General features: G+C 52.7%; 23 protein-coding genes and 1 pseudogene. 11 read left to right on the top strand and 13 right to left on the bottom strand.

What is annotated here, in order from left to right; all coding sequences use genetic code 11:
* From V1566_RS05690 to V1566_RS05675, 4 genes are all read right to left on the bottom strand, one after another.
* Window positions 1–381 carry a response regulator transcription factor gene (locus V1566_RS05690; RefSeq protein ID WP_238459988.1) on the bottom strand — a complete coding sequence of 127 codons (381 nt, stop codon included), beginning with the start codon at window positions 379–381 and terminating at the stop codon, window positions 1–3.
* Window positions 382–404: 23 nt separating this feature from the next.
* Window positions 405–665 (bottom strand): XapX domain-containing protein, encoded by a 261-nt coding sequence (locus tag V1566_RS05685; RefSeq protein WP_010427264.1) that lies wholly within the window; start codon window positions 663–665, stop codon window positions 405–407.
* On the bottom strand, window positions 662–883 hold the full coding sequence (locus V1566_RS05680; RefSeq protein WP_047646548.1) for a DUF1427 family protein: 222 nt from the start codon (window positions 881–883) through the stop codon (window positions 662–664). Before V1566_RS05680 ends, V1566_RS05685 begins: the two co-directional genes overlap by 4 nt.
* Before the next feature lie 61 nt (window positions 884–944).
* A complete protein-coding gene (locus tag V1566_RS05675) occupies window positions 945–1,631 on the bottom strand; it encodes a hydrolase (RefSeq protein ID WP_008501349.1) in 687 nt (228 codons plus the stop codon).
* A 218-nt stretch (window positions 1,632–1,849) separates the two neighbouring features.
* On the opposite strand from V1566_RS05675, the gene V1566_RS05670 reads away from it, so the two are divergent.
* From V1566_RS05670 to V1566_RS05655, 4 genes are read left to right on the top strand one after another with little or no spacing between them, the layout of a single operon-like run.
* Window positions 1,850–3,721 carry an amidohydrolase gene (locus V1566_RS05670; protein WP_395305299.1) on the top strand — a complete coding sequence of 624 codons (1,872 nt, stop codon included), beginning with the start codon at window positions 1,850–1,852 and terminating at the stop codon, window positions 3,719–3,721.
* Window positions 3,721–4,128, top strand: coding sequence for a DoxX family protein (locus tag V1566_RS05665; RefSeq protein ID WP_395305298.1), 408 nt, complete (start codon window positions 3,721–3,723; stop codon window positions 4,126–4,128). Before V1566_RS05670 ends, V1566_RS05665 begins: the two co-directional genes overlap by 1 nt.
* Window positions 4,125–5,744, top strand: coding sequence for an MFS transporter (locus V1566_RS05660; protein ID WP_395305297.1), 1,620 nt, complete (start codon window positions 4,125–4,127; stop codon window positions 5,742–5,744). Before V1566_RS05665 ends, V1566_RS05660 begins: the two co-directional genes overlap by 4 nt.
* Before the next feature lie 30 nt (window positions 5,745–5,774).
* Window positions 5,775–6,596 (top strand): alpha/beta fold hydrolase, encoded by an 822-nt coding sequence (locus tag V1566_RS05655; RefSeq protein WP_155026282.1) that lies wholly within the window; start codon window positions 5,775–5,777, stop codon window positions 6,594–6,596.
* A 39-nt stretch (window positions 6,597–6,635) separates the two neighbouring features.
* Here the strand turns inward: V1566_RS05655 and V1566_RS05650 are convergent.
* Together V1566_RS05650 and V1566_RS05645 are read right to left on the bottom strand one after the other, a co-directional pair.
* Window positions 6,636–7,195: pseudogene (locus tag V1566_RS05650) on the bottom strand (MFS transporter).
* A gap of 50 nt (window positions 7,196–7,245) precedes the next feature.
* Window positions 7,246–8,334, bottom strand: a complete 1,089-nt coding sequence (locus tag V1566_RS05645) for a cellulase family glycosylhydrolase (protein WP_395305296.1) — start codon at window positions 8,332–8,334, stop codon at window positions 7,246–7,248.
* 185 nt (window positions 8,335–8,519) lie between these two features.
* Between V1566_RS05645 and V1566_RS05640 the strand changes: the two genes are divergently transcribed.
* On the top strand, window positions 8,520–9,527 hold the full coding sequence (locus V1566_RS05640) for a LacI family DNA-binding transcriptional regulator (protein ID WP_395305295.1): 1,008 nt from the start codon (window positions 8,520–8,522) through the stop codon (window positions 9,525–9,527).
* On the opposite strand, the gene fosA is transcribed toward V1566_RS05640, so the two are convergent.
* The gene (gene fosA / locus V1566_RS05635) at window positions 9,513–9,938 is read right to left on the bottom strand and encodes a FosA/FosA2 family fosfomycin resistance glutathione transferase (protein WP_395305294.1); all 426 of its coding nucleotides are present in this window, start codon (window positions 9,936–9,938) and stop codon (window positions 9,513–9,515) included. The two genes, V1566_RS05640 and fosA, sit on opposite strands and share 15 nt — an antisense overlap.
* A 199-nt stretch (window positions 9,939–10,137) precedes the next feature.
* Here fosA and trpS point away from each other — a divergent pair, with 199 nt between their 5' ends.
* A complete protein-coding gene (trpS, locus tag V1566_RS05630; RefSeq protein WP_395305293.1) occupies window positions 10,138–11,139 on the top strand; it encodes a tryptophan--tRNA ligase in 1,002 nt (333 codons plus the stop codon).
* Window positions 11,140–11,182: 43 nt separating this feature from the next.
* Here trpS and V1566_RS05625 read toward each other — a convergent pair whose 3' ends face one another.
* Window positions 11,183–11,638, bottom strand: a complete 456-nt coding sequence (locus V1566_RS05625) for a SymE family type I addiction module toxin (RefSeq protein WP_395305292.1) — start codon at window positions 11,636–11,638, stop codon at window positions 11,183–11,185.
* 300 nt (window positions 11,639–11,938) lie between these two features.
* Here V1566_RS05625 and V1566_RS05620 point away from each other — a divergent pair, with 300 nt between their 5' ends.
* Entirely contained in the window at window positions 11,939–12,811 is an 873-nt protein-coding gene (locus V1566_RS05620) for a phosphorothioated DNA-binding restriction endonuclease (protein WP_395305291.1), read from the top strand.
* A 25-nt stretch (window positions 12,812–12,836) separates the two neighbouring features.
* Entirely contained in the window at window positions 12,837–13,526 is a 690-nt protein-coding gene (locus V1566_RS05615; protein ID WP_395305290.1) for a winged helix-turn-helix domain-containing protein, read from the top strand.
* Here V1566_RS05615 and V1566_RS05610 read toward each other — a convergent pair.
* Together V1566_RS05610 and V1566_RS05605 are read right to left on the bottom strand one after the other, a co-directional pair.
* Window positions 13,520–13,954: a hypothetical protein gene (locus V1566_RS05610; protein ID WP_395305289.1), complete on the bottom strand. Its 435-nt coding sequence runs from the start codon at window positions 13,952–13,954 to the stop codon at window positions 13,520–13,522. The two genes, V1566_RS05615 and V1566_RS05610, sit on opposite strands and share 7 nt — an antisense overlap.
* Window positions 13,951–14,652: a hypothetical protein gene (locus V1566_RS05605; RefSeq protein ID WP_395305288.1), complete on the bottom strand. Its 702-nt coding sequence runs from the start codon at window positions 14,650–14,652 to the stop codon at window positions 13,951–13,953. Before V1566_RS05605 ends, V1566_RS05610 begins: the two co-directional genes overlap by 4 nt.
* A 340-nt stretch (window positions 14,653–14,992) precedes the next feature.
* On the opposite strand from V1566_RS05605, the gene V1566_RS05600 reads away from it, so the two are divergent.
* The gene (locus tag V1566_RS05600) at window positions 14,993–15,577 is read left to right on the top strand and encodes a hypothetical protein (protein WP_262762200.1); all 585 of its coding nucleotides are present in this window, start codon (window positions 14,993–14,995) and stop codon (window positions 15,575–15,577) included.
* Between the two features lie 429 nt (window positions 15,578–16,006).
* Here V1566_RS05600 and V1566_RS05595 read toward each other — a convergent pair whose 3' ends face one another.
* Both V1566_RS05595 and V1566_RS05590 read right to left on the bottom strand, forming a co-directional pair.
* Entirely contained in the window at window positions 16,007–16,915 is a 909-nt protein-coding gene (locus V1566_RS05595) for a hypothetical protein (protein ID WP_395305287.1), read from the bottom strand.
* Window positions 16,916–16,917: 2 nt separating this feature from the next.
* Window positions 16,918–19,071 carry an AAA family ATPase gene (locus tag V1566_RS05590; protein WP_395305286.1) on the bottom strand — a complete coding sequence of 718 codons (2,154 nt, stop codon included), beginning with the start codon at window positions 19,069–19,071 and terminating at the stop codon, window positions 16,918–16,920.
* 285 nt (window positions 19,072–19,356) lie between these two features.
* Between V1566_RS05590 and V1566_RS05585 the strand changes: the two genes are divergently transcribed.
* Window positions 19,357–20,025 carry a hypothetical protein gene (locus V1566_RS05585; protein WP_262762197.1) on the top strand — a complete coding sequence of 223 codons (669 nt, stop codon included), beginning with the start codon at window positions 19,357–19,359 and terminating at the stop codon, window positions 20,023–20,025.
* 12 nt (window positions 20,026–20,037) lie between these two features.
* Window positions 20,038–21,243, top strand: coding sequence for an XRE family transcriptional regulator (locus V1566_RS05580; protein ID WP_262762196.1), 1,206 nt, complete (start codon window positions 20,038–20,040; stop codon window positions 21,241–21,243).
* A 154-nt stretch (window positions 21,244–21,397) separates the two neighbouring features.
* Here the strand turns inward: V1566_RS05580 and V1566_RS05575 are convergent, their stop codons facing one another.
* Entirely contained in the window at window positions 21,398–22,660 is a 1,263-nt protein-coding gene (locus V1566_RS05575; RefSeq protein WP_395305285.1) for a GIY-YIG nuclease family protein, read from the bottom strand.
* Between the last annotated feature and the right edge of the window lies 1 nt (window position 22,661).

Raw genomic sequence — 22,661 nt, 5'->3', positions numbered from 1 at the left:
TTATTGTCGGCGGGCCAGCTCCCGCTGAATATGATCCAGCAGAATATCGATGTTAATGGGCTTACGCAAAAATGCAGCGGCGCCCAGATTAAGAGCGTACCGCTGCATATTTTCATCAGCATGACCGGAGATAAAGATCACGGGCGGCGGCGGTACGGCCAGCAGCCGGAGCTTCTCAAACAGCTCCAGGCCGCTCATGCCCCGCAGCTTGATATCGGCGATCACCAGCGCCGCGCCGGACAGGGCGAGCGGATGGCTCAGAAACACCTCTGCCGAATCAAACGTATCGGCGGCATAGCCTTCCGACTCCAGGAGATTACTCAGCCCGCTGCGGACGGAACGTTCGTCATCAATGATGGCAATGCGCCACGGCAGCGTCATGCTGTCTTTCCTCTGGTAAATCATTAAACGTCGCGATCGTCCTTCGCGGGCGCAGGTGGCGCCGTGCCGCTGATTTTCGGTACGCATTCGTGACGAAACCAGGCGAGGGTAAGCGGTTCGCGACTCAGTAAACGCCGTCCCACCGGGATGAGCTGTTCGCCCACCAGCATGCCAAACAAGCCAAGCAGAGCGACAACCGGCGGCGCCGGGGAATGGACGTCGAGCAGAGCGTAAATTACCCCAGCAACCACGCCGCACACCAGCGAAATTATCCATGCTTTCATGACGACGCTCCCGTCTGCGATTTGGCCTGCGGAACAGTCGCCTGAGGAGGGGGCGCAGCGTCGCGGGATAACAGATGGCGCGTCGCCTGTTCGCCCGCCAGCATCCCCAGCAGGCCAATCAGCGCCAGCGCGGGCGGCGCGGGGGAGCGCACCTTCAGCACGGCATACATCAGGCCAATCAAGACGCCTGCCGCAAGGGATATCAGCCCAGTACTCATTGTGAACTCCAGAGAAAGAGGCAGCGGCGAGCCGGATGAGGGACCAGCCCGCCAGCGGAACTTAGCGAGCCGGAACCGGCGCTAAGGTGCGGTGCTCGCTCTTCTGGCGAGACGGCGCTTTGTGCACCATGGTGTAGGCGTAATCCACGCCCATGCCGTACGCGCCGGAGTGCTCGCGCACGATATCCATCACCGCGGTGTAGGTCTCTTTACGCGCCCAGTCGCGCTGCCACTCCAGCATCACCTGCTGCCAGGTCACCGGGATCACGCCCGCCTGGATCATGCGCTGCATCGCGTAGTCGTGGGCTTCTTTGGAGGTGCCGCCGGACGCGTCCGCCACCATATAAATTTCATAGTCGCCTTCCAGCATCGCGCACAGGGCGAAGCTGTTGTTGCACACTTCGGTCCACAGGCCGGCAACCACCACCTTCTTCTTGCCGTTGGCCTTCAGCGCGTCGCGCACCTTCTGGTCGTCCCAGGAGTTCATGGAGGTACGTTCCAGAATGTCCTGGCCCGGGAACACGTCCAGCAGCTCCGGATAGGTGTTACCGGAGAAGCTTTCGGTCTCAACGGTGGTGATGATGGTCGGGATGTTGAACACTTTGGCCGCTTTCGCCAGCGCCACGGTGTTGTTTTTCAGCACCTGGCGGTCAATCGACTGCACGCCAAACGCCATCTGAGGCTGGTGATCGATAAAGATGATCTGACAGTTCGCAGGGGTTAACACTTCGAGCTTTGAAGAGGTCATAGCATTTTCCAGTGGTTAAGGGTGAAATCGCCGCGAGCGCCGCGACGATAAAATCACCTTCATCCTGCGGTTTTCCGTCTCTGCGCGTAATTATCTCTTCGTATAGTTAACCTTAGGTATAGTTATACTTTGGTATACCTATCCTATTGTATAACTGGATCTTTGCCGAAACCGGTTCCCATAATCCTGACCATTCCCCTCTCAGTCAGGAGCAGTTTATGGTTACCCTCGGTAAAGCCGATCTCATTCTGGTTAACGGCCAGTTTCACACCGTCGATCGCGAGAACCCCGTCGCGGAAGCCGTTGCCGTGCGCGACGGAAAATTTCTGGAAGTGGGTACCGTCGCCGAGGTGATGCAACACCACTGCGACGGCACCAAGGTGGTGGATTTGAAAGGCCATACCGCCATCCCCGGCCTGAACGACTCGCATCTGCACCTGATCCGCGGCGGGCTGAACTACAACCTCGAGCTGCGCTGGGAAGGCGTACCGTCCCTGGCCGACGCCCTGCGGATGCTGAAAGAGCAGGCCCTGCGCACGCCGTCGCCCCAGTGGGTGCGCGTGGTGGGCGGCTGGACCGAGTTCCAGTTTGCCGAGCGCCGCATGCCGACCCTCGACGAGATCAACGACGCCGCGCCGGACACCCCGGTCTTCATCCTGCACCTGTACGACCGCGCCCTGCTCAACCGCGCCGCGCTGAAGGTGGTCGGCTACACCAAAGACACGCCAAACCCGCCTGGCGGGGAGATCCAGCGCGACGCCAACGGCAACCCGACCGGGATGCTGATTGCCCGTCCGAACGCCATGATCCTCTACGCCACGCTGGCCAAAGGGCCGAAGCTGCCGCTGGAGCAGCAGGTCAACTCCACTCGCCAGTTCATGCGCGAGCTGAACCGCCTGGGGCTGACCAGCGCCATCGACGCGGGCGGCGGCTTCCAGAACTACCCGGAAGATTACGAGGTGATTGCCGAGCTGCACGAGAAAAAGCAGATGACCATCCGCATCGCCTACAACCTGTTTACCCAGCGTCCGGGCCACGAGCTGGAAGACTTTGAAAAATGGACCGACATGCTCACGCCCGGCCAGGGCAGCGACTTCTTCCGCCACAACGGCGCGGGCGAGATGCTGGTCTTCTCCGCCGCCGATTTTGAAGATTTCCTCGAACCGCGCCCGGAGCTCGCGCCGGGCATGGAGGACGAGCTGGAGCGCGTGGTGCGCCATCTGGTGGAGCACCGCTGGCCGTTCCGCCTGCACGCCACCTACAACGAATCCATCAGCCGCATGCTGGACGTTTTCGAGAAGGTGAACCGCGACATACCGTTCAACGGCCTGCACTGGTTCTTCGACCATGCGGAAACCGTTACCCAGGCCAACATCGACCGCATCAAAGCGCTGGGCGGCGGCATTGCCGTCCAGCACCGCATGGCCTTCCAGGGGGAATACTTTGCCGAGCGCTACGGCATCGAAGCCACCCGCCACACGCCGCCGGTGGCGAAAATGCTCGAGACCGGCGTGCCGGTGGGCTTAGGGACGGACGCCACCCGCGTGGCGAGCTACAACCCGTGGACCGCGCTCTACTGGCTGGTCTCCGGCCGCACCGTCGGCGGGATGCAGATGTACGATCACAGCGCCCGTCTGGACCGCGATACCGCCCTGATGCTCTGGACCCAGGGCAGCGCGTGGTTCTCCAGCGAGCAGAACCAGAAGGGGCAGATCAAGGTCGGCCAGCTTGCCGACCTGGCGGTGCTCAGCAAAGACTACTTCCGCGTGCCGGAAGAGGAGATCAAGGGCATCGAGTCCGTCCTGACGGTGGTCAACGGCGATATCGTTTACGCCGCAGGCAGCTTTGGCCCGCTCGCGCCGCCTGCCATTCCGGTTCTGCCCGAGTGGTCACCGGTGGTGAAGGTGCCGGGCCACTACCGCAGCGCGCCGCCGCAGGCCGCACGCGTCGGCATGAACCCTATCCATCACTGCAGCGGCCCGTGCGGGGTGCACAGCCACCAGCATGATTTCGCCCGCACGTCAGAGATGCCGGTGTCCGACGATAACGCTTTCTGGGGGGCGCTGGGCTGCAGCTGCTTTGCATTCTGATGAAAAACACCTTTACTCCGCCCCGGATCGACCTGGGGCTGTTATTCCTGCGCCTGACCGGCAGCCTGCTGCTGCTGTACGTGCACGGCCTGCCGAAGGTGCTGCACTTCAGCGAAGAGCTGACGCGCATTGAAGATCCGTTCGGCTTCGGGCCTTACGCCAGCCTGATCACGGCGATTGTCGCCGAGGTGGTTTGCCCGCTGTTTATCATTGCGGGCGTGTACACCCGCCTGGCGTGCCTGCCGATTATCGCCGTGCTGCTGGTGGCGATGCTGGCGGTCCACCCGAACTGGTCGATTGCCGAAGGGCAGTTTGGCTGGCTGCTGCTGATTATCTTCACCACCCTCGCCCTCACCGGGCCGGGCCAGTGGCGGCTGCAGCGTAAGGCTACGGAGAGGTTCGCATGACCCAGGTTAACGACGTTCGCGACGCACACGTCGAGACGACGCCCACATCGACGGTTTCGCCCTGGCAGCCGCTGAGCCAGCCGGTGTTCCGCATGCTGTGGATCGCCACGGTGGTCTCTAACGTCGGCTCATGGATGAGCGACGTCGGCATAAACTGGAGCATGCTGACTCTGAGCGCCGACCCGCTGGACATCGCGCTGGTGCAGGCGGCCAGCAGCCTGCCGATGTTCCTCTTCGCCCTGCCGTCCGGGGTGATGGCGGACATCGTCGACCGACGTAAATACCTGCTCTTCTCCCAGCTGTGGGTGTTCATCGCCGCCGCCGGGCTGACGGTGCTCTCCTTCACCGGACACGTCACCCCCACCGTTCTGCTGGTGGCGACGTTTCTGCTGAGCGTGGGCGCGGCGATGAGCTCGCCGCCGTTCCAGGCCGTGGTGCCCGATCTGGTGAGCAAGCCGGAGCTGGGTGCCGCCGTGGCGCTGAACTCGCTCGGGGTGAACATCAGCCGGGCGATTGGCCCCGCGCTGGGCGGTTTTCTGCTGTCGCTCGCCGGGCCGTGGATGGTGTTTGCCCTGAACGCACTGTCCGTTGTGGGCGTGGCGTGGGTGCTGTGGCGCTGGCGTCCGGCGCCGTCCATTCAACGTCTGCCGCCGGAGCACTTCTTCTCGGCGGTGCGATCCGGGATTCGCTACGTGCACGCCGCGCCGGTGCTGCGCAACGTGCTGGTACGCACCGTGGCCTTCTTCGTTTTCGGCAGCGCGGGCTGGGCGCTTCTGCCGCTGGTGGCGCGCCGCGAGCTGGGCCTGGGCCCGGCGGGCTACGGCGTGATGCTGGCGTGCATTGGCCTGGGGGCGATTGCCGGGGCCATCCTGCTGCCGCGCCTGCGCCAGCGGCTGAACGCCGACCGCCTGATGGTGGCCGCCAGCCTGACCTTTGCCCTCACCATGCTGGCGCTGGCGTTTGTGCGCCACGTCTGGCTGCTTAACCTGTTTGAGTTCTTCACCGGCTTCGCGTGGATTGCGGTGCTTTCAACGCTGAACCTCGGCGCGCAGCGCAGCGCCGCCCGCTGGGTGAAGGCCCGCGCGCTGGCGGTCTACCTGACGGTGTTCTTCGGCTCGATGACCGCGGGCAGCGCCATCTGGGGGCAGATCGCTTCCCGCTTTGGCACCCCGACCTCGCTGGTTGTCGCCACGCTGGGGATGGTGCTGGCGAGCGCGACGGTGTTCCGCTGGAAGCTGGGCAAAGATCCGGACCTGAACCTCGACCTCAGCGGCCAGCCGCTGGACGGCGTGGAGATTGACCTGCCGAACGAGCGCGGCCCGGTGCTGGTGTCGCACGAGTACATCATCGACCCGCAGAACACCAGGGCCTTCCTGGAGGCGGTCCACGAGCTGCGTCGGGTGCGCCGCCGCGCCGGGGCGATGAGCTGGGCGGTATACGAAGATATCGAGCGTCCCGGCCTGTTTATCGAGACCTTCCTGATGGGCTCCTGGATTGAGCATCTGCGCCAGCAGGAGCGCCACACCATGAATGACCTCCTGCTGCAGAGCCGCGTTCTGGCTTTTCATCAGGGCACAACATCACCGGCTATTCGCTACCTGGTCGCGCCGGTATAACCATAACCATCACCTGCACAGGAACACACTATGGCAACGTTTAAGGCAAAAGACGGCACGCAGATTTACTACAAAGATTGCGGCGCGGGCAAACCGGTTCTCTTCAGCCACGGCTGGCCGCTGGACGGCGACATGTGGGACAGCCAGCTGAACTATCTGGCCGAACGCGGCTTCCGCGCCATCGCCTTTGACCGTCGCGGGTTTGGCCGCTCGGATCAGCCGTGGAACGGCTACGACTACGACACCTTTGCGTCCGACATTAACGACCTGATCACCACCCTGGATCTGCGCGACGTGACGCTGGTGGGCTTCTCCATGGGCGGCGGCGACGTAACCCGCTACATCAACAACTACGGCAGCGCGCGCGTGGCCGGTCTGGCGCTGCTGGGCGCGGTGACGCCGATCTTCGGTAAATCCGACTCCTTCCCGCAGGGTGTGGATCAGAGCGTGTTCGACGGCATTCGCGACGGGCTGCGTAAAGATCGCGCCCAGTTCATCAGCGACTTCGCCACTCCGTTCTACGGCATCAACGCCGGGCAGACCGTCTCTGCCGGTGCCCTGACCCAGACGCTGAACATCGCCCTGCTGGCGTCTTTGAAGGGCACCATCGACTGCGTGACCGCGTTCGGCGAAACCGACTTCCGCCCGGATATGGCGAAAATCGACGTACCGACGCTGGTGATCCACGGCAGCAACGACCAGATCGTGCCGTTTGAAAGCACCGGCAAGCTGGCGGCGGAGATGATCAAAAACGCCACGCTGAAGGTGTACGACAACGCGCCGCACGGCTTCGCGCTGACCCACCAGGACCAGCTCAACGAAGATCTGCTGGCGTTTGTGAAGTCGCTGTAAGTCATTAAGCGAAGCCTGATGCCGCTTCGCTTATCAGGCCTACAAGGGCTGGTCCTGTAGGCCGGGTAAGGCGCAGCCGCCACCCGGCGCTTTCGCAGACGCGTTCCGCTCAGCCGGCAGCAGGCAAATCCCGAAGAACAGCCCCGACAGCACGCCTTCGCTCTGAATTTGCGCCTGCGGCACGTAGCCGATCATCGTCAGGAACACGCCGATTAACCCGCCGCCCACCGCCACAATTCCCATCACGCCAATCGCCATTTGCAGGCTACCGTCGCCCAGGTTGTTGATAAAGAAGTAGATATACAGCCCACCCGCCACGTTGTGAAACACGCAGAAGAAGCACGACAGCAGGACGATAAACAACGGCCGAACCGGCTGTTAATGGTGTCCATAATGCTGGCAAACAGCGGATCGTGAACCGCGTCCCACGCGCGGGCAAGCAGGAAGATGGTGCTCGCCGCCAGCGCCGAAATCCCCAGCACGTCGGTGTAAAAATAGTTAATAAACGAACCCACTAAACCAAAGCTAAAACACTGACCTAATCCATAACCAAAATAAGACCACAGCTCGCGAGACGGTATTTTCATTGTCGTTGCCATTGATATATGCCTGCCTGGTTGCCCGGCGGTCGGCCGCCGGGTCGATATTATTAGCCTTGTGCCTTCGGGGCGATCTTGCGCAGCTGCTGCATCAGGGCGATTTCACGGCGCGAGAACGGAATGCCGTTCTCCTCGAACACGTCGTGGAACCAGAGGCGGCAGTAGTCCGTGGACTCCTTCATCACCACCGGCCACGGCAGCCACGTCTGGGTTTTGCCGCGCACCAGCCCCCACTGGTACGGCGCGACCTTCGCCGCGTACATCAGCGGGAGCTGCTCTTCGATGGTGCTGCCCACGTGGCGCGCCAGCCATTCGGTGCAGAACAGCGGGCGGCCGAGCTGTTGCAGCTGCTGGATAATCGCCGTCATGCGCCCCGTATGGGTGTAGGCGTGGAAGCTCACCACGTCCGAGAGCGCCAGCGCGGTCTGGTCCAGCGGATGCAGGAAGAACGTTTCGCCCTCCTCTTCCGGCGGCAGGCGCCACGCGCAGACGGTGAGCGGCTGGGTCGGGTCTTCTTCACGCACCCACTGGAACGCGAGCTTCATCAACTCGTGCGCGCAGGTTTCCAGCTTCGCGTCGTACTGCACCTCCTGCGTGCCGGTCGCGAAAATGCCGCGGTTGCCCGGCTCGTTATAGAGATCCCACAGCAGTACGCGCTTATCGTCGCGGAACTGGTGAACAACGTCGCGGATATAGCACTCAATCTGTTGCCAGCAGTCGGGATCGCACACTTTGTCGCGCCCCGGGCTCGCCGCCGCCTGACTGTTGTGCTTGCCTGGCACGGGTGGCTTTTGCGGGCCAAGGTACGGCTCGTCGCCGGAGAAGCCGCAGTCGTCCATCAGGGTCAGCATGGTGCTGAAGCCGTGACCGTCGGCAATCGTCAAAAAGCGGTCGATGCGCGCCATCAGCCCGTCGCGGTCGTGCTCCCAGACGATAAACGGCAGGTTGATGCGCAGGGTGTTATAGCCCGCCTCCGCCGCCCAGCCCAGCTCGCGCTCGATGGTGGCGGCATCGAAGGTCTCTTCCTGCCAGATATCGGTCCAGTTCACCGCCGTCGACGGCAGATAGTTAAACCCGCACAGCCAGCCTTTTTGCTCATACCACGCCTGTGCCTGCTCCCTGCTCCACTGTTCTTTCATTACGCGTCCTCTTACTGATAATATTTAGCTAATAAATATTAGTTGCGGAATAAATGCGCAAATCACGGCGTTTAGAAAAGCGATGCCCCTCACAAAGTTCACGCTTCGATGAATGAGAAACGTGATCGACGGCGCTAAAGCGCGCGGTTAGGGTATGATGCGAAGTCGCGAAAGGGAGGGGACGGATGAAGCGAAAAACGAAAGTGACGATGAACGATATTGCGCGGGCGGCGGGCGTGTCGCAGGCGACGGTATCGCTGGTGCTTAACCAGTCCCGCAACATCAAGCTCAGTGACGACACCCGCCAGCGGGTCATTGGCGTCGCTACCGAGCTCGGCTACGACCGCCTCCCCGCCGTTCACGCCCCGCGCAACCAGGAAGAGATCGCCCTGCTGGTGAGCTCCATGCAGAGCTTCGACCCGTTTATCGACGCCATCAGCCAGGCGCGGGAAGCCGCGTGGCGCAACGAAACGTTGCTCACCGTCTACGACTACGGCGACGACATCGAGCTGGCGCTGAACATCATCCGCCAGCTGGAGAAACGCAACTGCATCGGGATTATCCTCGCCTCTCCGGTCACCACGCTGGTGGACATGACGGCCTTCCAGGACTGCACCCGCATCCCGCTGGTGCTGCTCAACCAGCGCGACCCCGGCTCGCCGCTGCTGCCGTCGTTTATCCCGGACGACTACGCCAACGCCTTCCAGGTGACTAAACACCTCATCGCCTGCGGGGCCACGCGCATCGCCCACATCACCGGCGAGAGCTGGATGGAGGCCTCGCGCCAGCGACTGGCAGGCTACCAGGCGGCATTACAACAGGCCGGACTCGCGTGCGACGACGGCCTGGTGCGCCAGACCAACTGGCAGTTCAGCGAGTCCTTTACCGCCACTACGTCCCTGCTGGAACTGGCCGAGCGCCCGGACGCCATCTTCTGCGCCAGCGACTGGCTGGCGATTGGCTGCTATCAGGCGCTGGCGGTGAACGGCGTGCGCATCCCGCAGGACATGCTGCTGGCGGGCTACGACGACCAGAAGATCTCCGAGCAGCTTACTCCGCCGCTGACCAGTATCCAGCTGCCCTACAGCGAGCTGGGACGGCTTGCGGTGGAGTACCTGTGCAATCAGGAAGATGCCGCCACGCACGTGATGCTGGCGGGCAGGCTGAAGGTACGCGCCTCAAGCCTCGTCTGAGGTAATCACCATGCCCGCATAGGGCTTCTCGCGACACGCCGCCAGCCGCGCGGCGAGGCTGCCCACGTGCAGCTCCAGCTTGTGCCCGTCCGGGTCGAGAAAATAGAACGACGCCCCCTCGCTTTTGTTCTGCTTCCAGACGGTGACGCCCGCCTGCTCCAGCCTTTGCGAGAAGGGTTCAAAATCCTCTTCCGCCACGGTAAACGCGTAGTGGGTGTAGTCGCTCTCCTGCGGCGGCACGTACTGGCGCGCCTCGTCGTACGACAGGCAGACCCACAGATCGCCGCAGGTGAGATAGGCCCCGGTATTCCAGCGGGCGTGCAGCGCAAGCCCCAGCAGCTCGTGCCAGAAGGTGACGCTTTTTTGCAGGTCGCTGACCGCGAGGGTCAGGTGGTTGAGTGATTGCAGCATGACGTGCCCTTTTGTTTTTCGCGCCGGACGTGGTACGGTAAAGAGATGAACATAAACCACGCCGTGCTCACCGTAAACCGCTGGTGGCTGCCTTCTTAAAGGCGGCACGGAGTTGTTTTCCCCATTTTCAGATAGCCGCCGAAAGGCGGCTTTCTCACATCTAAGACCCCTTTCGGCATTACAACGTTAAGGAGTCTTTATGAACGCACCAACCATTCTCACCGGCGACCGCCCAACCGGCCCGCTGCACCTTGGCCACTTCGTCGGATCGCTGCGCCAGCGCGTGGCGCTCCAGCAGACGCACAACCAGTTTGTACTGATTGCCGACCTGCAGGGGCTGACCGACAACGGCAGCAACCCGCAGAAGATCCGCGACAACATCCCTGAAGTGCTGGCCGACTACCTCGCCGCCGGCATCGACCCGAACCTGACCACGATCTGCCTGCAGTCCGCCCTGCCCGCCCTCTCCGAGCTGACGATGCTGTATATGAACATCGTCACCGTCGCCCGCGTGGAGCGTAACCCGACGGTGAAAAACGAGATTGCGCAGAAGGGCTTTGCCCGCTCGCTGCCGGTCGGGTTTATGGCCTATCCCATCAGCCAGGCGGCGGACATCACCGCGTTTAAGGCCGAGTGCGTGCCCGTCGGAGACGACCAGTTGCCGATGATTGAGCAGACCAACGAGATTGTGCACAAGATGAACAGCCTGCTGCCCGCCCCGGTGCTGCGCCACTGCAAGGCGATGCTGAGCGACACCAGCCGTCTGCCCGGCATCGACGGCAGCGCCAAGATGTCGAAATCGCTGGGCAACACGCTGCACCTGTCGGCCAGAGAAGAGACGATTCATCGTGCGGTGAGCGCCATGTACACCGATCCGAACCACCTGAAGGTGAGCGACCCGGGACAGATTGAGGGGAACGTGGTGTTTACGTACCTCGACGCGTTTCATCCGGACAAAGAGAAAGTGGCGGCGATGAAGGCGCAGTATCAGGCGGGCGGGCTGGGTGACAGGGTATGTAAGAACGAACTGAAGGCGTGTTTGCAGGAGTTGATTGCGCCGATGCGGGAGCGCAGGGCGATGTATATGCAGGATAAGGGCGAGCTGATGTCGATGCTGAAGCGCGGGACCGAACGGGCGCAGGGGGTGACGCAGGAGACGTTGAGGGAGGTGAAGGTTGGGCTGGGGGTGCCGGTGTTTTGAGAACGATATAAATAATAATCCCGGCGCAGGGCCGGGATATTTATCAGGCGTTGCGCTTAATCACCGGAATATCGCCGGTGTCATTTAACGCGCCCGGAAACGTTTTTAACCACTGGGCAACTTTCTGCTTATTAATATTCACCACGCTCATACCCTCCAGGCATCCCCATAATTCTCTTGTATGCTGTGGCGTAATCACAATGCAGTCTTTCATGGCGCGGATTTTCACCGGCATACCGTTGATAAAACCTGCACGGGTTAACCAGTCGCCACCCAGCAGAAGATATTTCATATCGATGCGCGCATACAGTTCGCAGCATGCGGCACTGTCCTGCGGCGTTTCCGCGCGGGGATGGACGGGGGCCGCGTTGGTCTGGTTGCCGTGTAAACGGCGGGCGCTGTTTTTGCGTACCAGCTCGCGGTTTTCAATCATGCCGCTGAAAGCGTCTGATTCTGTTTTGCAAACAGTAAACTCTGGCTTAAAATTCGTCGCAGCCATTTTCAACTCCATTCTAGTTGGTTGTGGTTAGCGGTATGGGGGTGTTGCAGCACCTTCATATCGCGAATTCCTCGTTAAATATTCTTTGCTACTTCCTTTGCCGTTCGGCGTAATTTCTGATGCTCATTATACAGGGCTGAATATAAATACAGCGGTTTGGTGTGGGGGAAATTTGGAATTTGCGAGGGGGATTCAGGAAATAGGGTTGTGTGCGGTAAGGCCATGTTTTTGTTGATTGCGGGTTGATTGGTCCGGGTTTTGCGAGCATCATCGCAATTATTTACCTTCTTCCGTAACGCGATGGCTTCCAGCAAAACTCTCGAACAGGCGATTGCCGACATCACCATCTGGCGCAAAGGCGAACAGCGTGCGCCGCATAAACCTTTATTGCTTCTGTACGTGCTGGCGAACTATCAGCAGGGACATGCGCGACTGTTTGATTACGGTACGAAAGTGCGCGATCAGTTGCACAGCCTGCTGGAACGTTTTGGACCACAGCGTGCACAGTACCGTCCTGATATGCCGTTCTGGCGTTTACAAGGTGATGGCTTTTGGGAACTACAAAATGCGGAGCGCTGTTCCACATCAGGTACCAGCAAACAACCTCCTGCGGGAGAGCTGGTTGAAAATCAAGTTGCAGGCGGTTTTGACGAGCCGCATTACACTCGTTTGATAAACAGCAAGAATCTGATTAACTCTATAGCTCAGCAAATCCTCGAAGCACACTTTACCGAAAGCATCCAGGAAGAACTCGCCGACGAGTTGGGATTCGATCTCCTGCAAATTCGCAAACAGCGCGATCCCTTATTTCGACAGCAGGTACTGCGAGCCTATAACTATCAGTGCGCCGTTTGCGGTTTCAATATGCGACATGATAATACCTCTGTCGCACTTGAAGCCGCTCATATCAAATGGAAGCAATTTGGAGGGCCATGTGAGATCGCGAATGGCTTAGCTCTCTGCTCAATCCATCATAAAGCCTTTGATAAAGGCTCTCTTGGAGTGGATGAAAACATGCGCGTTCAAATATCTTCCGCTGTAAATGGTAATAACGTTGTCTCCAGATTCTTTTGGGACTTCGCAGGAGCTCAAATTCACCTCCCACTACAGAAAGAAAATTATCCGCAGGATAGTTATATAGAGTGGCATATACGCGAAATTTTCAGAAAGTAACTTGTTCATTTTGATGGTGATAAACATGGCATTTCCAAGTTATAAAGAAATTGAAATCCCCTTACTTTTGAATATTTATAACCGAGGGGGAGAAGTTAGTTCTTCCTCATGTTATGAACCATTGGGGAGGGAGTTCGGCCTTACCGATGAAGAAATGAGCATCTTACTTCCTGATGATAGCAACCGTCCGCAATGGAACAACATGGTCCAATGGGCGCGAAAAAAGCTTGTTGATTACAAGTATCTTCATAATGCCAAAGAATCAGGCCTTGGCATCTGGAAACTCACTCATGAGGGCATCAAAAAAGCAGAATCGCTTTCTTCCAAGTTAGATATCGATTATCCAGATGATGTGCCCGAAACCTTTTATGAAGGGGCCGTAAAACAGATCAAAGTTAACAAATACGAACGTAGCAAAACAGCAAGAGACAAATGTATAGACCATTACGGCTGCCATTGTAGCGTGTGCAATATGGACTTTGAGAAAACGTATGGTGAAACCGGCAAGGACTATATTCACGTCCACCATATCACCCCTCTCTCTGAGATTGGAGAGCGCTACAAACTCGATCCTGTAAATGATCTTCGCCCTGTCTGTCCCAATTGCCATGCAATGATCCACAGGCAAAAACCCTCACTTACTATTCAGGAATTGAAGACCTTGATGACCAAAGCACAAAAAAATGAATCGGCACAGAGCAAGTTAACTCAGTAATTCATCACTTTGGTCAGCTCTACTTTACCCGTAGCGGCGTTAAAGTACAGATAGAAGATGTCACCTTTTACCTGATCGGGTTTTGACCAGATTTCCTTATCCCCCAGGCGACGCTTTTCCTTTGTATATCCCAGCGTTTCGAGATACGCACGCAACGGCGCAGCCCCGGTAGCCCCTTTAAAAAAGATGCTATTTGAAGGGGCATAACCATCGCCGGGATGCGCCTCGAAATAGTAGTCGTCCGTGATACGCGGGGCGTTTTCAATATCCTTGTCAGTCAGCGTGTGGTAGTGGAAAAAGTCATTTTGGGTGTAAACCGTCGTTTCATCAGAGCCCGATGCCACGAGCCAGACAAACAGCCATCCGAGGATAAAGACGGTGACAAAAGAAAGTGCACACCACTTCAGGATTTTTAAAAAGACAGTCATAGCTTAGCTCCCATGAATGAGAGCGATGTCCCATCATTTGTAATGACCTTAACCACTCCGGATGCGAAATCGTCCCACGGCCGAAGCCATGTCATAAAATGCGGAAGATTGACCATATACGGCAGATGCCGCACACATTGGTCCTGTGGATCAGGAAAGAGAATCGGACGGAAGCCACGGTTTTTATGGGAACCGATAGCGCCGTAGTAATCCCAGCGGCGAACGGCTGATTCATAACTAACGGGCTTGAGACGATAGCCGTACCGGCCAGGAATAATTGCGCGATAGAACCCGAACAGGTCAGACACCAAATCCTCACCGCTAAAGCCGCTGTCCGTATACCAGGAGAATGAACGCAGGCTTTGCAGACCTTCGAATCTGGATGCGGTGTTCATCATCATCGCCAGCATAATTCTGTTAATGTCTTCGGTGCTCCGGCCACGCTTAATTTCCCAGTGAGAGAACTTCCCGACGCCGAGCCGCGATTTGAATTTTAAGACGCCCATATCTTGCCGATACATGACGGAATAAGATGGCTTACCGCTACGCTCTCCCTCGACGAATTGACGTTTGAGCGTCGCCACATCATTGCCACGGGCATGCCCCATATCAAGCCAGCCCAACGCCTCGGTGTAGACGATCCCTCTGTCGAGAACGTCAAAGAGTGCCCCATCCTTTATCTCTCTTCTGGTGCTCATGCTTACATCTCCATATGTAGTCTAACTGGCTATGTTATAGACGATTTTTTTGACAGTCCAGACAACTGTTAAAGAGTTATGAAGCATAAGGCCGCAAGCGGGATTGATGAAGAACACTATATTCTGTTGAGTAACAACAAAAATACAACTTTTCTGTCCGGTAGGAATGGTAAAAAAGATCTATAAAAACATTATTCGTTGGTGTTCATACATAAATTTAATAGTATTGAGAAAGAAGGTGTTGATATGATTATATCAATCATGACGTAGTAAGTTGCCATATTGCAAAATCACCTTTAGCTAATTAGAATAAGGTCAAATCAAATAGGGGGTAAAAATCATGACAGTTGATAGTGCACTTGAAATAGTAAAAAAATACTCTATACAGTCGCTTATCGTCATTGTTATATGCACACCCATCGTTCTCTTTTTCATCAGTGAGTACAAATCACTTCAGACGTTAAAAGATGCACATTATAAAGAGGTAAATGCCTTTTATGAAAAAACCTCAGTAAAAGAAAATGAAATAATAAAAAAACAAGGAGAGAACTATAAAAAAGAGATTTACCTCGAGCAAATAAAAAAAGAATATGAAAGCAAGCTTGCTGAATTAGAAAACGCTAGAAAAATTATAAATAGTGAATATACAGCGCTCGCAACAAAAGAAAAGGAATTGACTGACGCCAATCAAAAACGTCTTGCCAGTGAAAAACTTCAGGTAATGATGTCTGAGTTTTCAAGCTTTGGCGTTGATTTGGGTCATTCTCCAAAATGTGATGATGGAGAAGAAAAATGGAAAAGATACAATATGGCAAATGCTAAGTTACGAGAAGCTGAAGCCTATGCTCGTGCGAATGGCTTATATGACGCTTATAAAGGATTTTTCACCTCGAATGCACCATTTGTAATCTCGTCATGTGGTTAATTCAAAAGTTAGTTAACCTGACACTACGTAGTTAGAATAAGAATGCAGATCAGGTATCTTTTTCGCCACTGAAAGCTCTTTAAATCGCAAATGTTTAACTGATACCTCCGTATCATTATTCCTGAGCTGATTCTCCTCGGCACAATTCGATGAAGAGTTTTACTATAAAATCCACAGCGCTGTAGGAAGCATTAAAACAAACTTCGCTCGCGTCAATTCTTACCTTGGCTTACTGTACCGTTTGTAACGGTATGCAGCTAAAGGATGGCATCACAACTTTATGAAAATACAGAAAATATTTCCTTCAGAAAAAGCAATTGGCAGTATACATTCTGCCAACTTACATGCAGATTGTGACGCTGCTTTTCTGAGAGAATAAGGCTAAGTGTATGACCAGTCATTACAGCGGCAACTACTACATCCCTTAAATCATGGCAACAACCCAATAAGATATCGCTTTAGTGTTTTCATATGTGGTTCGATGTAGGATTTCACCATCGAGGCATACTGCCGGTTAGGTTTATAGCAGGCATGCAACTCATCGATATCCTGCCCAATCTTTATTAGGCAGCGCTCCCTCGCTTCACAGGCTGGCATAATCGCTGTAATGTCTATCAGCTGGTAAATATTTTTGACTTGAACTTCAATCTGTTGTAACACTGCAGCCCGCTCATTCACCAGTCCAAGTCTATTTAACCCCATGATTTCAATGCTACTTACACCCTTCTGATCCGGCTGTGCCCCCAATAATTTTGCCAAGAGGATCGGCGCCTTCGTATTACTGATATGCCAACTAAGATGGTCATCAGGATCATGTTCGCAGGGGTTGATCAATAAAGGAACTTCAAGGCCGATGTTATCTTGGCTATTCCACGCCCGGTAGGGGCCGGAAACAGGAAAGGCACATTCCTTACCAGCATTTTCCATCGTATCGGTAAAAACAATAGTGCCATCTGCCTCTAATACTGCGATCTTCTGTCCACGACGGCGATTGCAATCTGTGCACGAGGGCAATAAATTATCCCAATCAAGAGCTAGCCACCAGTAACCTGGGTGTGTCTGACTTTCATTGACTTTTCCTTTGGGGCGGTAATGCTCAACATCCATTTTCTGGGTGCCAATGTATTTACTCTCACAATAGGCACATTTTCCATGAAAAAGGCGTTCTAAAGCTTCTACGATATCATCTTCTTTATATCGCTTAAATTTATAAGTTTTACTAGGAGCTGGTACAGCTGTGTAATAGCTTTCCGCGGCACTACGTTCATTATCAACAACATTACCCTTCACGGTTAGTGAGGTCGGTACCGGCTCGGCTGAACGATCAATTTTAATCATGATCAATAACCTTTTTGAACCAAGACGTTAAGGATAGCTCTGATGGCATCCTCTTTAATATCTTTGACTTCAGGCTGCTTTCGCCTTACGGAAATCAAATATCGAGCCAATGCCTCATGGACTACACGCTGGCTCAGAGTCGTGCCAAGCACAGTCATTTCACTGAGTTCCTGTTCTACCTGACGAATATATTCCGCCTGACGGTCCCCCTCTTGTCCGGCAATATCTTCTAGCCTCCGTTCAAGATCCGGATCATTAGGTGTAAGAAGACCAAAATACTCAGATGTTAGAAGTTGTTCCGTTCTCAATCCTTGAAACCTAGGCAGATCGTCTTCCTCGGTGATTGAGTGCATTTCATCACGTTTTAACACATGCACTTCACCATCAAACATTCCTCGCAAACATAGAGGGTCGTGGGTCGTAAATATGAACTGGACTCCTGGCATTGCTCGCCGGAAAGCGCTCACCACCTGCATTTTCCACCGAGGATGAAGATGTGTTTCAATTTCATCAATTATGACAATTCCGGAAGCATATTCTAGATTATCCCAGCGCTTAAGCATATGACGCATAATGTCGATAGCCACATAAAACAAAGCCTTGTAGCCATCACTCATATTTTCAAGCGGTGTGTTACGCTTGTGCGCACGGACCATGATATGTCTTTGGTCATTGCGGAAAATGATATCATCCTGTTTTAGAGCAAGGATCTCCTTCATTGCCCTAGCAACTGACAGAAACACTTCATCATCACATTCTTGTAACCATCCGGTTGGATTTGACAATAGAGCAACTGGATTGAATAAGGTATTGCTGATAATACTATTCCTTAAGCCTCCTTGCTTAAGTGGTTTTACAAAGCGTCTTGCCCCATATGCCAGAAAAACAATGTTGCTAACACCTTCCCCGATGGCATTGAAATTTTCATCGATACGAAACATGCTGCTCGTACCATCATTAAATGTAAGACTAACCTCAGCAGGTTGAATATGATCAACAGTCCACTCACCATTGTCCCTGGCAATAAAGTCGTCATAGAGCAGGTTCAGTTTTTTACGCTGAGCTGCGGTCATCATTGCTAGTGCAATAGATTGAAGAATTGAACTTTTGCCTGTCGCATTTTCTCCTAGTAGCATCATACTGGGGGCAAGAGATTTCGACTCACTGTGTTTCAGATTCAGGGTGAAGTGACAAAGGCCTTTAAAATGATGAATATCGATTTTTTTCAAATGACGAGAGGCCTGACTTTCATAATCTAAGATGCTGGCAAATTTGTCATATTCAACGTCCCTGTAACTCAACAGCTCAATTTCCTCAAATATCTCTCTTGGGGTATCCGCATTGTTATCAAATGCAAAGTACCCAAGGTTCACGCTGTCGTTTAAAAAGGATTCGATTTTGTTTGTGGAACGGCATTGTCTCCCCCCAACATGTTCCTTCATTAACATAGCTATAATCAAATTTACTACACCCTGAAGGCAATCATCACTTAAATAAAATTTGTGGAATTCATCGACAGAACCTTCCCTTCCGGAGAAGAATAAATGGACATGATTGATTTGTTTTTTTCGAGCAAAAATCAGGTCATTTCGGTTGAGATCAAAAAGCATGAGGGTGTGCTGCCCCTTATCTGTTAAGGCCACCAGTGTCCCATCACGGCTGAGCGACAGGTGCCGAATGGGGTCATCCAGACAGGGGTTAATCAACAATACCGTTTCTAGAATGTTAGCACCTCTCCACGTCGAAAGAACTGGGGCTCGTGCGGACCCAACAGGGAAGTAATTACGACGCACACGATTACACCCTGAGCACGACAAAAAAAGATTGTCCCACACATATGCAAACCAACCGTAAGAATCCAGACTTTCCTCTTCCTTTAGCCCTTTTGCGTTACTGAGGGGGCGAAAATGGACAATTTCCCCATCATGTGACGCAACATGGGTTTCACACCAAGCACAGCGGCTATGGAAGGTTTTCTGCAATGCAGACCAAACGCTTTCAGAATAAAAAATTTCTTTATTAATGGGGGGACGGCTGTGACTACGCAATTTAGAGGACTGGAGAAAATATTTTCTCAACTCGCTTTCTTCTTGAACAATACGAGCCGGTTTTAAATCGTCAGGGATGTCGGCGTTGAGTCTTTTAATCTTTCTCATGAAAATCCTGGCAAGTTGGTCGGCGTGACGTCATAACGAATGGTTTGAATATAAGCATAATCGTACGCCTGTTTCGTTCATATTGCAGCAGCAACCCTACAGATGAAGCCTAACGCAACATGCCCAAAACCACGTAGCTAAAGCGAAAGCAACGTCCTGTGCCCAAGTTTCTAAAGCTCATTCTTACTACGAATAGTTCAGACGCCTCATAGAGATGATCTCTTCTTGCTGTCAAAACGAAAAAAAACTATGATTAAATCTGCTTAACGCAATCAGGGTATCTAAATGAGTAAAGATGACGTACAAAAGGACATTAGCGGACTGATCGTAAATGCTTTTCAGCGAGAATTCTGGCTTAACATCCAAGAAGAACTCCATACCGCATACGTGGCTGCAAATGCACTTACAATGGGAAGCATTGCAAAACTAGGTGAGCCAGAACAATCACGCTTTCGCCCTCAAGCACGACATTATGTATTGAATGCGGCTTTTAGAAGAGCTGCAGAAAACTCGGGTATTGCTTGTTGTGACGTGGACACGACACCTAAAGGTGAGAGTTACATCATAGTAAACTCTGCAGGAGTGAAGATTAGTCGAATCGGGCTGAACTATGATGAAAAGTGCATTAGGGGTGCAAAACATCGTTCTTTATTAGCAGAATTAAACGAGAGTTTTGAAGGATATACGCCAGATTTATTTAGCGAACGTGATCAATCTGAAGGTGGAGTTGGCACTCTAGGAATGTTGGTCTTAAATATCAACCCACCTCACGGTCATTCGCAAGATAACATGCTGGACCTAAGGATTGTCGTACCCTTTACAAATATGAAGGGGTATCACTTTAACCGTTCAGTAAGCGAGCTGCTTGAGCTTTACCATACTGAACAAGCTGTGGTCATACCAGATAAGGTTATTCCACAGCTAAAGAAACGCCTGAAAGAACAGGAAGGCTAACGTGGTGAAATTATGAGAGTGGGAATAACGGGATTTCAGCCGGAAAGGTTAACTCAGCTTCGTGAAGCGCGAGGGTTATCTAAAATTAATTTGGGTCGTTTGGTTGACCGTTCCCCCTCTACGATTACAAAATGGGAGAATGGCAGCCATTCTCCCGATGCAGAAGTCATTGCGATCTTGGGACAGGTTCTGAACTGCCCTGTCACATGGTTTATCAAACCAACGGTGAAAAAAGAGAACAATCCAGTTTTCTTTAGAACTATGGCAAACACAGCGAAAGACCTGTGCAATGCTTCTGAGTGTTACATGGGGTGGTTGCAGGAGGTTTCTGCAACTTTACAGGAATACCTTGATTATCCTGAAGTAGATGTTCCTCATTTAGAGGTTACAGATTATCGTGCAATTGATGATGAAATGATCGAATTGATGGCTGCAAAATGCCGTCAGCAGTGGGGATTGGGTATAGCCCCTATTACCGATTTGCTTTTGATTATTGAAAATGCCGGAGTTGTATGTTCTCGTTTTGAACAGGGAAGCGCAATGATGGATGGATATTCTCAATGGAATGAGTCAGAGAGTCGTCCTTACATTATTCTTGCCAGTGACAAAGATAATTATTACAGAAGTCGTTTTGACGCTGCACATGAGCTTGGACACGTTGTGTTGCACAGATATGTCGAAAGGCTTGATTCTGTCAACTTTAAACCAATTGAGGAACAAGCTCATAAATTTGCAGCATGCTTGATGTTACCAGAGGAAGCATTTTCGATAGAATTGCCTCCGTTCCCAACGCTTGAGAACTTTATTTCATTGAAAACTCGTTGGGGAATGTCTGCTCAATCCATGATTCATAGAGCTAAATCCTTGGAACTCATCTCTCCGCTAGAATATCAGCGCCTATATAAAAGCGTTTCTGCTCGAGGCTGGAGAAAAGGTGAACCACTTGATGATCTTCGCAAACCAGAGTCAGTGAGATTACTGCCTCGATGTGTCAATTTGTTATTTGAAACAAACACATTCTCTAAATCAACCTTACTTGAAACTTTAAGCATGTCACGTATTGATGCCGAAGATATTCTTTCTCTTCCGCGCGGATATTTAGCAGACAAACCATTACTTGATATTAATTCAAAAATTAAACTCAAGAATAGTCTGAAACCTGCAGTAAGAGAAGATGAAAAATCAAATGTTATTGATTTATTCACTCGCAAATCTTAAATAACAGATGCTGCGCTGAGATTGTCGATGAAGGCTGACGCTACAATTCCTAGGGTAGTGTCAGCTTAAATCTCCTAGAGCAACACTTGTTATGTGGAGAAAACTTATACAGAATCAGAATGCTCAAATCATAGCCAAATGATTTCCACTCGCTTCATGAATGACCAGTATCTCTCTTCGCCACAATTTTCCCTGTCGTATTGTCCATACGATATTGCGAAATTGTACCGTCAAGAATGTACTTGATCACAGAGAGCACAGTCGCTAAAGGCGCATGAAACCATTCGCGGGGATGATAAGTTTGTCCATCAAAACCCCGTAATGTGATATTGAGCCGTTGCTTACCTAAAAAACCGTGAATAAGCGTTTCAAATTTGTGAGTGTTGATATTGAAGCATTGCGTAGTCATGACTATACGAACGGGTGCTTCGAGAAATGTTTTATCTTTTTCAGCGTGTTTGATGCGCTCTTCGATAGTTCCTTCAGTAAAGCCAATTTTATACAAATCAGGTTTAAAACGTTGAAGAGCTGGCTGGTCGCTATGCGTGGCGAGGACATAGACATATCCTGTCGGAACCGGAGCTTCATCAGGACGTATTGACTGTCCATTCAAAACAACTTTGCGACCTTCTGTATCTCGTACCAGACCATGCGTAAGCGAGAGGAAAAGCATATTCATCTCAGTTCCGTTTTCAAACACCAAATGCAAACGGGCATTCCAAGGTCCATATTCCTCCAATCGCTCACCAACTTTATCTACATAGCCCATAACTCCATTGAGAATAAAAAAATCACCTTCATGAATTTTTAACTCATGGCGGAAGCGAACAAATGAAAACGCCCCCGTTTTCAGACCATTTTGGACTGTCTCAAACAGTGGGGAAAATCGATAAAAATCAGGGCACGGCTGTCGTTTGGCAATTTCGTCAGGCTGTGTTTTCTTTTCAATCGGAACATGTTTTAACGTGAAAATATCGGGCTCAGCAAATGAGAGCAATCCATCATCGTCATCAGCAAAGATATCGTCCAGAGAGGTGACCAACTCTGACTTATCAACCTCGGCGGGAGGAACTGAAAATGATACAGATGATTCAAGGGTATTCTCGTTATTTTCACCTGCTAGTAAGCCATGAATATCAAATGGCTGCAACATCTCGCGATATTGCTTGTTATCCTTGAGAGCCCTCAAACGCTGTGCTAGCAACGTTTCCTTAAATTCTTCCGAATCGGGTAGAGGCGGACGCCCATGAACCACATAAAATGCATTAATCTCTTCTAATCTGCTTACAGTCAGATTACCCGTAGAGGAATATATTTTTAGTGGTTCGACTTCGAGTAAACCAAGATCGTCTGGTTCAGAAAAAATGTCATCAATTGTCACTTTTTGACGAACTTGAAGAGGTGAAAGTCTGAGCATA

The sequence above is a fragment of the Enterobacter sp. ECC-019 genome (assembly GCF_043974075.1).
Taxonomy (GTDB): Bacteria; Pseudomonadota; Gammaproteobacteria; order Enterobacterales; family Enterobacteriaceae; genus Enterobacter; species Enterobacter asburiae_D.
The sequence above is the reverse complement of the archived record's forward strand: the minus strand, read 5'-3'. Positions and strand labels throughout refer to the sequence as shown.